This is a genomic window from Serratia sp. NGAS9, from assembly GCF_009905295.1.
Classification (GTDB): Bacteria; Pseudomonadota; Gammaproteobacteria; order Enterobacterales; family Enterobacteriaceae; genus Serratia; species Serratia bockelmannii.
The window spans coordinates 3271093-3283666 of record NZ_CP047605.1 but is presented as its reverse complement, the minus strand read 5'-3'; the positions used below and the strand labels follow the sequence as shown (position 1 = coordinate 3283666).

The window sequence follows — 12574 nt, the reverse complement described above, 5'->3', positions numbered from 1 at the left end:
CAGTCAATAGTTAGTTAAACCTAATGAAGCTAACCGTAAAAACGGCTCTGGTAAAAAAGACCTCAAAACACCGACCGGTAGTTTTGAACTGGCACCACCGCGTGATCGCAACGGCACGTTTGAACCGCAACTGGTAAAAAAGCACCGGACCAAACTCTCCAACGGGATAGAACGTAAGATCATCCGCCTGTTCGCTCTGGGGATGAGCTATCAGGATATCGGCCGGGAAATTGAGGATTTATAAGCGTTAAGCGTGTCCAGCGCCACCATCAGTGCGGTCACCGATAAAGATATCCCCGAATTTAAACAGTGGCAGCAGCGACCCCTTGTGAAGGTCTATCCTTTTGTCTGGTTGGATGCCAGTCACTACAAAATCCGCGAAGAAAGCCATTACCAGAGCTAGGCTGTATATACCGTTCTGGCACTGAATCTGGAAGGCAAAAAAGAAGTATTGGACCTGTATCTGTCGGAAAGTGAAGGCGCTAACTTCTGGTTATCCATACTGAGTGGCATGCAAAACCGTGGCGTTGAAGATATCCTGATCGATTGCGTGGACGGACTGACCGGCTTCCCTGAGGCGATTAACAGCATTTATCCACAGACTGAAGTGCAACTGTGCGTTATTCATCAGATACGCAACTCGATCAAAGACGTGGCATCGAAGTATGAATAGACCCGGGTTTCGTAGACACTTTTTTGCCTCATTGGAGTGACCCCGAGCCCATAGACAAAACTGACCTATATTTTGAGCATAGGAGGAGTCTATGGGCACACCACGTTTTACCCCTGAATTTAAAGAAGAAGCGGTCCGCCAGATCACTGAGCGGGGCTATTCTGTTGCTGACGTTTCAGAACGCCTCGGCGTGTCGGCGCACAGTCTTTACAAATGGGTCCGTTCAGTAAAACCTGATAATAACGGGCATCAGGCTCAGGACTTACTGGATGCCAGAACGGAAATTCTCAGGCTGAAAGCGCAGCTTAAGCGTACTGAGGAAGAACGGGATATTCTTAAAAAGGCAGCGCGGTACTTTGCCAGAGAGCCCGACTAAAGTACCGCTTCATCAACGATCACCGTGATATATGGTCGATCGCCGCGATGTGTCGGGTTTTGAAAGTTGCCCGTGCCGGATTTTACGTCTGGCTTCATTGTCCTGTCTCTGCAGGAGAAAAGGATAACCAGCGATTGTTGAAATTAATCCGCGACTCTTATGCACTGAGCGGCGGTGTTTACGGCTATCGCAGGGTTCACTGCGACTTACGTGAAGTCGGTGAAGCATGCAGCAGAAACCGGGTAGCCAAGATCATGAAGCAAAACAGGATACGGGCCGTACATGGCTACAAGATACCCCGTGGGACCAGAGGGCGTCCGTCACTGATAGCACCTAACCGCCTGCTGCGGGAGTTCACGGTTGTGAAACCCAATCAGGTCTGGGTAACGGATATTACCTATATACGGACCTGGCAGGGCTGGCTCTATCTGGCCGTGGTCATCGACCTGTTTGCCCGTAATGTGGTGGGCTGGTCAATGAAACCGACGCTGTCGCGTGAACTTGCACTGGATGCGCTGCTGATGGCCGTCTGGCGGCGTAAACCTGCCGAAAGCGTGATAGTGCACAGCGATCAGGGCAGCCAGTACGGCAGCGATGACTGGCGACGGTTCTGCCAGGCTAATAACCTGTCACCCAGCATGAGCCGGCGCGGCAACTGCTGGGATAATGCCGTGGCAGAATCCTTCTTCAGTTCGCTAAAAAAAGAGCGCATCAGAAAGCGGATATATAAAACCCGGGACATGGCCCGGGCTGATATATTTGATTATATCGAAGTGTTCTACAACCGGACCCGACGCCACAGTCACCTGGGAGGCGTCAGTCCAGAGGCCTTCGAAAAGGCCTCGTCGTGAGGACAGCGAATGTCTACGGGAATGGGGTCACTCCACCAGAAGCTTTTTCATATTTTACCTCCTGAGAATTGTTCACAGAATAATACTCGACATGCTGATAAAACGAGCTTTGCATCTTATTTGCATGACAAATCTCCAGCAGAGTTGATGTAACCCAGGAAAGACGAACCTGCCGTATTGTTGGACTGACGGGATGCATCTGGATCTTTTGTGCAGCCGCTTGTCTACGACGTTTCGTCATTTGGCCTTTTGTCAGCTGTTCGCTCGAAGCAGCCTGATGGGCTTCGCCTACAGCAGTTTGGTGCCATGAGCGGACATCTGAACTTAGCTTTGACAAACAATGTAACAGCAATACTCTGGTATCACTTTTAACCCATTAGTGATGCTTTTTTGACGGTACTTCATACATCCTCTGACATTGAACAGCCCAGAGAATATTGCGCGGGCTGTTCATGCCAGATAGCGAAGGGGGTTAGTGACGAAAAGGCAGGAAAAGTCGCCTTATTGTTTGCGTCCTCTACATCGTCAACACAATTTTTCCGACATTGAGGCCGTCTTCCATACGCTGGTGAGCTTTGCTGGCTTCAGCCAGCGGAAATACGCTGTCAATCACCGGGCTCAGCCCATCTTTACCGAAGCGAGTTAACCAGCACTCTTTAAAGCGACGGGACATCTCATGTTTCACTTCTTGCGAACGCGATTTCATTACCGTACCGATAATCTGCAGATGGCGGTACAACACCCGATCCAGCGGGATCTTCGCGTTTTCAATCCCCCCCATGATGCCAATCTGCACCAGACGTCCACCAAAGTTGAGTGCATTCACGTTTCGTTCAAAATAAGGCGCGCCAATAAAATCGAGAATAAGATCAACCCCCTTGTTATCCGTACTGCTGGCGACAACCTCGGAGAAGTCTTCTGTCACGTAATCAATGGCGTGATCGGCACCCAGACGGCGAACGAGATCGTGTGCTGCAGCATTCGCGGTGGTGATTACCGTCGCGCCTGTCGCATGCGCCAGTTGCACGGCGGCACCTCCCACACCGCCGGCCCCGGCGTGGATCAGTACCGTTTCCGTGGGCTTCAGTTTCCCCAGATGGATAAGCGCTTCATGCGCGGTTACAAAGACCTCGGCAATGGCCGCCGCATGGATATAGTCCATACCTTCCGGCACTGGCATAGCCATCCGGTAATCAATGCGGGCCATTTCAGCGTAAGCCCCGCCCCCGACGATACCCATAATACGGTCACCCAAGTTGTAGCCTTTTACATTCTCCCCGACGGCAATAACGTCACCGGCGATTTCCAGCCCCATAATCGTCGAGTCGCCAAAATCAGGGCGGCCATACCCGCCGCGTCGGTGAGTTAGATCGGCCCGGTTGACCCCCGCTGCCCGCGTGCGAACCAGCAGATCATTGGGGCGCAGCTGTGGGTCTGCGACTTCACTGATATTAAGTACATCGGCCGGACCGAATTGTTCAAAAGTGATTGCTTTCATGATTCTCTTTCCCGAAATAAGAAGATGGATAGCCGTCGTTCAGGCCTGTTCTTCAAACGTGGCATTGGCATAACCAGAAGCGGTAATCGCTGCCGGGAAGCCTGCATAAAACGCCATGTGCGTAATCAGGGCGGAAATTTCTGTTTTGGTCAGCCCGTTTTCAATGCCGCGACGCAGGTGGGCCGGTAGCTCATTGGAATGATTCAGCGCGATAAGACAGGCGATGGTAATCAGACTACGGTCGCGTGGTGCCAGGTCCGGATCTGTCCAGACATCGGAATACAGTGGTTGCTCAACGAAGCCGGACAGTTTAGGAGTAAATGCGCGTGCAGCTTCACGCGGGCGAGTAAAATCAACAGCTTTCATGGTCAGTTCCTCTTATATTCTGTCATTAGTGCCAGTGTGTTTTAGATTTGGCTGATGAATTTATTCACCAGATAATGGCTGAGACCTTCCCGACCGCCCTCCGAACCATGTCCGCTTTCTTTCATGCCGCCGAAAGGCAGTTCCGTCGCCACCATGCGGTACTGATTAATGCCGATCATTCCGGCCTCAAGGCCATCGCCAACATCCAGCACGGTACGGGCGTCACGCGTAAAAGCGTAAGCTGACAGGGCATACGGCAGACGGTTTGCTTCTGCCAGCCCGTCCTCAAGCGCGTCGAACGGACGCATCACGGCGATCGGGCCAAAGGGTTCTTCGTGCATGATCCGTGCTTCCATCGGCACATCGGTAAGCACCGTAGGTTCAAAGAAAAAGCCAGGACGGTTGAGCCGTTTCCCTCCAGTGAGCACTTTCGCGCCCAGGGCAACAGCATCGGCAATCAGCGATTCCATTTTTTCCAGTTGGCGGATATTCGCCAGCGGCCCCACCTGAGTGCCTTCCGCTATGCCATCGCCGATAATCAGTTGCTCCGTCGCACTCACGAAGCGTTCGACAAACTGTGTGTAAACACCTCGCTGAATAAGAAAACGGGTTGAAGAGATACAGATTTGGCCGGTGCCCCGAAAACGGTTAGCCGCTCCGCCAGTTGCCGCCGCATCAATGTCGGCATCGGCAAAAACCAGCACCGGTCCGTGGCCGCCCAGTTCCAGGGTAATCGGTTTAACACCGGCGGCAGCACGCTCAGACAGCAGTCGACCTACCGGTACAGAACCGGTGAATGCCACTTTGCGAATAACCGGTGAGGCGATCAGCGTGGCGGAAACCTGATCCGGTACGCCAAACACAATTTGCAGTACGCCTTCAGGCAGACCGGCATCATCCAGGCAGCGTGCCAGAGCCAGCGCCGTCGCCGGGCTCTCTTCACCGGGTTTCAGGATCACGCTACAACCTGCGGCCAGCGCCGCTGATAATTTGCGTGCCGGGGTAATGGCCGGGAAATTCCACGGAGTGAAGGCGGCAACCGGGCCGATGGGCTCTTTTTTGACCAGTTGCAGTACACCGGGGCGATTTGACGGTACAACGCGCCCATCAATGCGGCGGGCTTCCTCCGCAAACCATTCAAAATAGTCGGCTGCACGCAATACTTCGTCGCGGCTTTCAGCCAGGGGCTTCCCTTCTTCCAGCGTCATCAACGAGGCAATATGTTCAGCGCGTTCGCGCATCAGGGCAGCGGCATTCTTCATGATGCGGGCGCGTTCGGCAGGCACGGTACGGCGCCAGATGTCAAAGCCAGAACGGGTGGCTGACAGGGCACGTTCAAGGTCGGCGGCGGTCGCGAGCGGCAAGCGGCCGATAGTGGCTTCGGTTGCGGGGTTAATCACAGCGACAGTGTCGCGATTGCCCGCTTCAATCCAGTCACCGTCGATGAATAGATAAAGGGGATCGTATTGATGATTTTGCATGGTCGTTATCCTCAGTGTGTGCGTGTTTGTGTAATGTCATTCGGCTGAGGGGATCTTAAGTTCAGCGCACATCACTGATAAGATGGCTTCTCCCCACAACAGCTATGCAAGAAATGCACAGATGCAATCAGAGAAATTTGCCGAGTTCCTTGGAGTCTTTGTCGATGTCGCCCGTGAAAGCAGTTTTTCGGGTGCTGGTCGCCGTCGCGGACGCACGCCCTCCTCGATAGGACGGCAGATTGATGCGCTGGAAGCATACCTCGATACCCCGCTTTTTTTGCGATCTACACGGCATTTAACCCTGACGGATGCCGGGGAAATGTTGCTGATTCGCGCCAGACGGATCCTCGATTCACTGGAGGATACGCAGCAGGAACTGGCGTCAATGAAGGGCGAAGTAACCGGTGTGCTGAGAGTGGCGTGTTATCCCACATTTGGTAAACGCTATGTGCTGCCGGTTATGGCAAAACTCTCCCGACAGTATCCGGCGCTGAGCTTCGATTTGGATCTGACCGAACGGTTGGCAGACCCCGTCGCTGAACGCCTTGATGTTGTCATCCGTATTGGTAATATGGCCGACAGCACGTTGATTGCCAGCAAAATAGCAACGCAAATACGTGTGCTGTGCGCAAGCCCTGCCTATCTGGAAAGCGCGGGGATTCCCGCCTCGCTGGACGACATCGCCTCACATCGGTTAATCGATAAGCTGTACGGTGCGGATCTGCTTTGCTGGTCGAGCGTGATTGGCCATCCGGCCAGAGAAAACTCGGGCCTGCCTATGTTTGGCTGTGATGATTTCGAAGCAATGCGTCAGGCAGCGGTCGAAGGGATGGGGATCGCGTTCCTGCCGGACTGGGTGGCGGGAGATGAGATTAACAGTGGCGCGCTGGTACAACTCTTTCCGGAAATGTCATCGCAACCACATGTATCTACAGGAATATATGCGCTACGCGCGTTACGTCACCCACCTGCCAGAGTCACGGTATTTCTCGACGCATTGCGTGAATTCATCGGACATCCTGCAAAATGGTCAACATTTCACTGCCAGCTCTGACGATGTAAGCAACATTGCCATTTTTATTCTATGCGAACTTCCGCTGTTCGCTTATAGCGGACATCATACTCCTGAGCCTGTCCGCTCCGAGCCCAGACTGTGTGAAAACTGTTTTGGTAGATTAAACTGCGACTAAAACAGGGCTGAAAACTGCGCTCATACGTAAACTAACCAGTCGAGCAATTCCAGATTTTGCGTAGATGCGCGCACTTCAGTTCTAGGGCAGAGTTTTCACACAGCCTGTGCCAGATATAGTCATTCGAACCCAGAGAGTTACACTTTTAAGTGATTCAGGGTATGCGCTTACTGGTTACGAATATTGTGCCAGAATCATGCGGTTTGATGATTGCCGCTTTGCTTTCGAGCCAGTAAGTGCTCCACGTTCGCTAACTATTTTGCTGGCATTGGAAGAGCGAAAATCGCTCTTACTGATGCCGTAAAAAGCTTGTCAAATGTCTCAGGGCGTGAAGCGGACGTTGCTGACAACAGTTTGAGTGATTCAACAGAGCGTCAGTCATCATGTATTATCAGGACAAAGATGCCCGCTGAACCAGTCAACAACCCTATTTATGACAACGGGTTGATACCAGTGATCATCACCGTGTTCTGCACCTTCGATAAGTACGTAGTCCGTTTTGTTCCCCGATTCCAAAAGGGCTTTGTAAAGCGTTGCGCTCTGCTTAGGCGATACTAATGTATCCTTACTTCCATGCATTATTAGGAACGGAGGTTTACATCCTTTGAGACGTCCTATGGGGCTTGCATTTATCGCTTTTTCAGGTACAGAACTGATGGAGGCACCTGCAAAATTCTTGAAAGCCACACCATTAATTAGCAGTGACTCCGCGACTGCAGGAGACTGATGCACTTTTTGTCGGTGATCCGGAAAACCGTCACCTATGTTACGCAGATCTGATATTCCGTAAAGCGTAGCCACAGCCTGCACATCAGCGGACTGGCTGAGAAAATCGCCGTGATCGAATGATTTATCGCCATTAGTGGTACCAAGCATCTGCGCCAGCCATCCTCCTGCAGAATCGCCAAATACACCAATTCGTGAGGGGTCAATTCCATAATCGTGGGCATGTTGACGAAGGTATCTTACTGCTGCTTTAGCATCTATCACTGGCGCAGGGAAAGTATCCGGAATTGTCCTGTATTCTGCCGCTGCAACAACAAAGCCAGCCTCCGCTAAAGCCATGCGCATTTCCACAAATTTATTGTGCTCAGCTGTCATAAATCCTCCCCCAGGAAAATAGATGATGGCTGGTTTCAAAATTTTGGTACGAGGAACCAGAAAAGACATATGCAATTGCCTGACAGAACGAGTGTTTTTCACTGTCTCATAAACCACATCACTGATATTGTCTATAGGGTGTTTAGTCAAAGCGACTTGGATAATTTTCGCCCCATGAATATAACCAGGCAGATCATGATAATCAGAAGAGACTTCACTATTTATTTTAGGAATCATAAAAAATCACCAGTTTTTAAAATATTGTTTCGCCAGTCAACCTATTATTCTGAAAGGATAGGTCATCCTGTCAGATAATTTTTAAGGCCGAATTAATGGTGGCGAAAATCAAATTCGCTATAACACCCATTTGAAATATGCACCGACTGATATTGATGATAGAGATACGTAAAATCTAATCCTCTTTAATTACACCATCCCGGCCGAGCCCGGTGAAATCGGTTCTGTCTCCGGATGACTACTGTATACATACATATCCGAAGGCTTATCTATTCAGATACTTGTATTCGTTACAAACCATGAAAAGTGATGTTTTATATTCATGGCCAGTTACGTCCCCGGGTTACTGTTATTTTTTTCATATCTCAACCGGTCTTCACGAAAGCGATCAGCATTATCGACAATCCAGGTCCACAGCGGGATCATCCGTACAAGTAACTCCATACCTGTATCGGACAGTTCGTATTCGACTCGTGGCGGGATTTCACTGAAATCATGGCGGATAACCAGTCCGTCACGCTCAAGCTGTCGTAATGTACGCGTCAGCATGCGCTGAGTCACTCCGTGCATACGCCTGCCAATTTCGGCATGACGCAGTCTGCCATAAACGCCAAGCGTGTTGACGATACCCAGCGACCAGCGACTTCCGGCATGAGCCAGCACCTCCCGCCGCAAGCCATCATCATCGTCTCTCAGCCCCTTACAAACAGCCTGCGAATACTGAAGAATATCTTCCCGATCCATTTCATTGACTCCCGGTATCATACATGTACCTTCTTTTTTAGCCTGTTATGAATTGCTAGAGTGGTGCAACAATTCATGTAAGGCCAGATTATGAACAAAACAGATCTTAACACTACGTCTGAAAATATCCTCGTGCTCGGTGCCGGTGAGCTGGGCCTCCCCGTTCTGCGAAATCTTGCCCTTCGGGCAAAAGATGTGGAGGGAACGAAAATCAGCGTGCTGCTGCGCGAAAGTACCGTAACGTCAGATGAACCTGGAAAACAATTCGTTATCACGGAAATCAGAAACCTCGGTATTAATATAGTCACGGGCGATCTCGTCATGAGTTCTGTCGACGATTTGGCCAGCCTCTTTGCGCAATTTGACACAGTCGTTGGCTGCGCGGGGTACGCGGCCGGCATAAATACACCGATGAAACTGGCGCAGGCGGCCCTGCAGGCGCGGATTCCACGCTATTTTCCATGGCAGTTTGGTGCCGATTTTGATGCCATCGGACGCGGCAGTCCACAAGACATCTTCGACGCGCAGATTGACGTGCGTGATTTACTACGCAGCCAGCATGAAACTGAGTGGGTCATCATTTCGACCGGCATCTTCATGAGCTATTTGTTCGAACCAGACTTCGGTGTGGTCGATCTGCAGAACGATACTGTTCACGCACTCGGCAGTATTGACAACACCATGACGCTGACAACTCCCGATGATATCGGGATGCTGACGGCAGCGATCGTATTTAAAACTCCTCGCATCCGGAACGAAATTGTGTATATCGCCGGTGATACACTGACCTACGCAGAGGTAGCAGATAAGCTGCAATCAGCGCTTGGCCGTCCTTTCAGCTGCACGGAATGGAGCGAACAATATCTGATGGATAAACTCGCGCTCAACCCGCAAGACATGATGTCTAAGTATCGTGCCGTTTTTGCACAGGGGCGGGGTGTTGCATGGGATAAAAAGCAGACATTCAATGAACGCCATAACATTCCGGTTACCGACGTGGCAGCCTGGATAAATGCAAATCTGACCCCGGGCAGCTCATTATAATCGTATTTAAGCTGCTGTAATAAATACCAGAGTCTTTCTCCTGCCTAACCGAATATGGTGAAGAGAAAGACTCTGTTCCCCCTGTTGGCACTGATAGCAAAGCGGTTACGCTGTGTGCGCTGAAAACCGGCTCTCCGGTAAACCGGGGAATACGGCTGATTTCGCTCTTAGCAATGCTCCATCATGCCTTGACGGCACAGAAAGACCCACGCTGGCAATGGTACAATACAGCGTTGTGAATGCTTCTCCCGCGAGTGTCGGGCAAGTGCTCTGAACTCCTGGAGAGGGCAGGATACTCTCCGTCGTTCCGTCCGGACGATAACGTACAACACGGCTTCCTCCCCATTCGGCATTCCAGACATAGCCCATTGCGTCCACGCAGGAGCCGTCAGGCGCTCCCTTTCCTTCTGTTGCAGTGAACACGCGCTGGTTATTCATGGAGGGGTAATCACAGCACATTATACGGCCCTGCATCGAGTCACAGTAATACATCGTGCTGCCGTCCGGACTGAAACAGATGCTGTTCGGGATGGCCACCTCAGGCAGGGGTAGCGTCTCAATGCTGAGTGTCGCTGCATTTAGCCTGTGAAATCTTCCTATGATTTTCGCGGGGTATCCGTCATCCATGGTCCCGAAGACGAAATTACCCTCGCGGTCGCACCGACCATCCCCTGTCCGTGTTCCCGGTCCTCCCGGTGACGCCACAACCGGCGTAAAGATACCCGTATTCAGATCGCAGAAGGCGAATCGGGACGCCAGTCCCATCAATAAAACGTCAGAATGTTCAGTAAGAGCAAACGATCCGAGGCGTTCAGGCAGGGACCAGCGCATCACAACACTGGTGTCTTCTTCAAGGGCAAGCAGCTCGCTGCCTTCAATGTCAGTCCAGTAAATCCTGCGTGTCCTCTCGCACCAGATTGGGCACTCTCCCAGCAAATTTCTGGCATCAGCAGACACTGAAAACATGTTATTTCTCCCGCATATAAAAGTTTCGCATCGCGCCTGACCAAAAGCGTAAGGCCATCTGCATTATGGCAGACGGCAGTAACAAGCTATTCCCACCCTGTCAGGGCAAAAAACGCGCTGAAAGTTTGTCACCAAAAAGCATGATGGCGAGTCCTGCCAGCATGACCAGCATGCCCCCCAGTTTGAGTAGCGAAACCGGTCGCCGTACAGCACCCAGCAGACCGAAATGGTCAATCATCTGCGACGAGAGTAACTGCCCAACGATTGCCAGCCCGAGCAGGGCTGAAAAACCGATTTTCGGTGCCAGCACCACGTAGCTGAACAACGCACAGGCACCGATCAGGCCGCCCGCCAGACTCCATGCTGGCTGCGAAGGAATAGCAGCGAGAGAGCTAAATAACCCGCCACGTAGCAGCGAGTAAATCCCGAGGCTCAACGCCCCGGCCGTAAAGGAAAAGAACGCGGCGGTGACCGGATCGCCCCCGAGTCCTTTTGCGAGCTGACTGTTCAGGGTTGTCTGCAAGGTAATACCAAGACCCGCTGCAAAAGCTATTACGTAATAAATCGCGCTCATGCTGTTATTCCCTGTCAGTTTGCCTGTACCAGCGGCAGGAATTTCTCCGCAAAGATGTCCGGCTCATACCCGGCGGCGGCGAAAAGGTGTTCGCGTGATTCATCGATGGCAGCACGAAGACGCTCGCTGTCCACGCCCAGAACTTTGCCGTTCTGCTTGACGATGCGCCCGCCAATCATGACAGTATCGATGTTGCTGCGTTCAGTTGCATGCACCACCGTCCCGAAGGCATTCCCGTTCGGATAGAGATTGAGATCAGCAGCGTTAATCAGGATCAGGTCGGCCTGTTTGCCTGGCGTCAGGCTACCCACTTTATCCTGTAGTCCGGCACAGGTCGCACCATCGACGGTTGCCGACTTCAGCAGCTGCGCTGCCGGGAGCGTTGTCAGAGAATGCCCTGAATCACAGCAGTGCTGCTTATGCATACCCATTACTCGCTGCAGATAGAACGCCACGCGCATTTCCATAAACATATCTGTGCTGTAAGACGTTTCGTTATCCACGCTCAGGCCAGGATTGATGCCATGGCGCTGCGCGGCCTCAATGGCAAACATCCCGCTTTCAATGCCATAGTGCGAATCTGAGCGCGGACAGACGTTCACTCGTACGCCGGCTTCACGCAGGATTTCCCAGCCCTCATCAGGCAGTGCTGTGCAGTGATTGAAGATATTGTCCGGGCCCAGCAGGCCCTGCTGATGCAGTGATTTAAGCTCTGAAGCCATTTCAGCGCCAAAGAATTCGGTCACGATTGGCAGCCCGAGCCGGCGGGCCTCGGCCCACAATTCCGGCTCCAGCTGGGCCATGACGCCCAGAGAAACCAGTCCCTCAGGATTGTCTTTGAAATATTTTTCCTGCAGACGCTGCCAGTTACCCGGCCAGTGCGCTCTGTCCCATTCGCCTGCTACCGGCGCGCCGGAAGCATGAATAGCGCGAATTCCGGCATCAAGCAGGGCTTCAACGGCGGCGTCTGCATGTGCTGCGGTACGGCTGTTGTGCGAGTTATCAATCATGGTAGTGATACCCGCATCAATCGCGCCCAGCGCCGTCAGGAGATTACCGACATAGATATCTGCGGGCCGATAGTATTTCGCAAACGAGAAGTGCGTGGCATTGCTATAGTCGTCCAGACAGGTGGCGTTTGGGTTGATGCGGCGCAGCTGGCCTTCCCAGGCGTGACGATGAGAATCGACCATCCCCGGCATGGCAATCATATTTGTGGCATCAATGACGTGAGCACCCTCGGCGTTCAGGTCCTTACCGATGGCGGTGATGGTTGACCCTGTGACAAGAATATCGCCACGTTCATGGTTACCAACATTCTCATCCATACTCAGTATGGTTGCACCGCTGATCAGCGTTACCGGAGCATTTGCCGTCTGATTGTTAACAATATTTCTGCAGTAATCGGTCATTTGAATTGTCTCTTTCAGGTTCAGAAGGAAAACAATACGCCTCCTGTTTAAGCTGAAAAAG

General features: G+C 52.0%; 11 protein-coding genes and 1 pseudogene. 4 read left to right on the top strand and 8 right to left on the bottom strand.

The window, feature by feature from the left end; all coding sequences use genetic code 11:
* Window positions 1-25 precede the first annotated feature (25 nt).
* Window positions 26-670, top strand: a pseudogene (locus tag GUC32_RS15660) (IS256 family transposase); the annotation flags it as partial.
* 94 nt (window positions 671-764) lie between these two features.
* Window positions 765-1900 (top strand): IS3 family transposase gene (locus GUC32_RS15655; RefSeq protein WP_201794086.1). Its coding sequence is split into 2 segments (ribosomal slippage): window positions 765-1011 and window positions 1011-1900, totalling 1137 coding nucleotides; the frame shifts between segments, so codons are not numbered across the junction.
* Window positions 1901-2417: 517 nt separating this feature from the next.
* Here GUC32_RS15655 and GUC32_RS15650 read toward each other — a convergent pair.
* Genes GUC32_RS15650 through GUC32_RS15640 form a run of 3 tightly spaced genes read right to left on the bottom strand, consistent with a single transcriptional unit; the run spans window position 2418 to window position 5245 of the window.
* Window positions 2418-3398, bottom strand: coding sequence for an NAD(P)H-quinone oxidoreductase (locus tag GUC32_RS15650; RefSeq protein ID WP_048762588.1), 981 nt, complete (start codon window positions 3396-3398; stop codon window positions 2418-2420).
* 39 nt (window positions 3399-3437) lie between these two features.
* Window positions 3438-3764, bottom strand: coding sequence for a carboxymuconolactone decarboxylase family protein (locus tag GUC32_RS15645; protein WP_014229939.1), 327 nt, complete (start codon window positions 3762-3764; stop codon window positions 3438-3440).
* A 41-nt stretch (window positions 3765-3805) separates the two neighbouring features.
* A complete protein-coding gene (locus tag GUC32_RS15640) occupies window positions 3806-5245 on the bottom strand; it encodes an NAD-dependent succinate-semialdehyde dehydrogenase (RefSeq protein ID WP_014229938.1) in 1440 nt (479 codons plus the stop codon).
* Between the two features lie 121 nt (window positions 5246-5366).
* Here GUC32_RS15640 and GUC32_RS15635 point away from each other — a divergent pair, with 121 nt between their 5' ends.
* A complete protein-coding gene (locus GUC32_RS15635; protein ID WP_048762590.1) occupies window positions 5367-6299 on the top strand; it encodes a LysR family transcriptional regulator in 933 nt (310 codons plus the stop codon).
* A gap of 517 nt (window positions 6300-6816) precedes the next feature.
* Here the strand turns inward: GUC32_RS15635 and GUC32_RS15630 are convergent.
* Both GUC32_RS15630 and GUC32_RS15625 read right to left on the bottom strand, forming a co-directional pair.
* Window positions 6817-7773: an alpha/beta hydrolase gene (locus tag GUC32_RS15630; RefSeq protein ID WP_048762591.1), complete on the bottom strand. Its 957-nt coding sequence runs from the start codon at window positions 7771-7773 to the stop codon at window positions 6817-6819.
* 330 nt (window positions 7774-8103) lie between these two features.
* A complete protein-coding gene (locus tag GUC32_RS15625) occupies window positions 8104-8538 on the bottom strand; it encodes a helix-turn-helix domain-containing protein (RefSeq protein WP_196781243.1) in 435 nt (144 codons plus the stop codon).
* A 69-nt stretch (window positions 8539-8607) separates the two neighbouring features.
* Here GUC32_RS15625 and GUC32_RS15620 point away from each other — a divergent pair, with 69 nt between their 5' ends.
* Window positions 8608-9561: an aromatic alcohol reductase gene (locus tag GUC32_RS15620; protein ID WP_014229934.1), complete on the top strand. Its 954-nt coding sequence runs from the start codon at window positions 8608-8610 to the stop codon at window positions 9559-9561.
* A 105-nt stretch (window positions 9562-9666) separates the two neighbouring features.
* Here the strand turns inward: GUC32_RS15620 and GUC32_RS15615 are convergent, their stop codons facing one another.
* The 3 genes from GUC32_RS15615 to GUC32_RS15605 all read right to left on the bottom strand — a co-directional run bounded on the left by GUC32_RS15615 (window position 9667) and on the right by GUC32_RS15605 (window position 12513).
* Entirely contained in the window at window positions 9667-10527 is an 861-nt protein-coding gene (locus GUC32_RS15615; protein ID WP_217331425.1) for an SMP-30/gluconolactonase/LRE family protein, read from the bottom strand.
* A gap of 100 nt (window positions 10528-10627) precedes the next feature.
* Window positions 10628-11101, bottom strand: a complete 474-nt coding sequence (locus GUC32_RS15610) for a DMT family transporter (protein ID WP_012539997.1) — start codon at window positions 11099-11101, stop codon at window positions 10628-10630.
* Window positions 11102-11115: 14 nt separating this feature from the next.
* Window positions 11116-12513, bottom strand: coding sequence for an amidohydrolase family protein (locus GUC32_RS15605; RefSeq protein ID WP_087051067.1), 1398 nt, complete (start codon window positions 12511-12513; stop codon window positions 11116-11118).
* Window positions 12514-12574: the final 61 nt, after the last annotated feature.

Bases quoted from the DNA above. Each gene is read 5' to 3' on its own strand.
- GUC32_RS15645 (WP_014229939.1), bottom strand. From the start codon at position 3,764: ATGAAAGCTGTTGATTTTACTCGCCCGCGTGAAGCTGCACGCGCATTT.
- GUC32_RS15635 (WP_048762590.1), top strand. From the start codon at position 5,367: ATGCAATCAGAGAAATTTGCCGAGTTCCTTGGAGTCTTTGTCGATGTC.
- GUC32_RS15640 (WP_014229938.1), bottom strand. From the start codon at position 5,245: ATGCAAAATCATCAATACGATCCCCTTTATCTATTCATCGACGGTGAC.
- GUC32_RS15605 (WP_087051067.1), bottom strand. From the start codon at position 12,513: ATGACCGATTACTGCAGAAATATTGTTAACAATCAGACGGCAAATGCT.
- GUC32_RS15650 (WP_048762588.1), bottom strand. From the start codon at position 3,398: ATGAAAGCAATCACTTTTGAACAATTCGGTCCGGCCGATGTACTTAAT.
- GUC32_RS15625 (WP_196781243.1), bottom strand. From the start codon at position 8,538: ATGATACCGGGAGTCAATGAAATGGATCGGGAAGATATTCTTCAGTAT.
- GUC32_RS15630 (WP_048762591.1), bottom strand. From the start codon at position 7,773: ATGATTCCTAAAATAAATAGTGAAGTCTCTTCTGATTATCATGATCTG.
- GUC32_RS15610 (WP_012539997.1), bottom strand. From the start codon at position 11,101: ATGAGCGCGATTTATTACGTAATAGCTTTTGCAGCGGGTCTTGGTATT.
- GUC32_RS15615 (WP_217331425.1), bottom strand. From the start codon at position 10,527: ATGTTTTCAGTGTCTGCTGATGCCAGAAATTTGCTGGGAGAGTGCCCA.
- GUC32_RS15620 (WP_014229934.1), top strand. From the start codon at position 8,608: ATGAACAAAACAGATCTTAACACTACGTCTGAAAATATCCTCGTGCTC.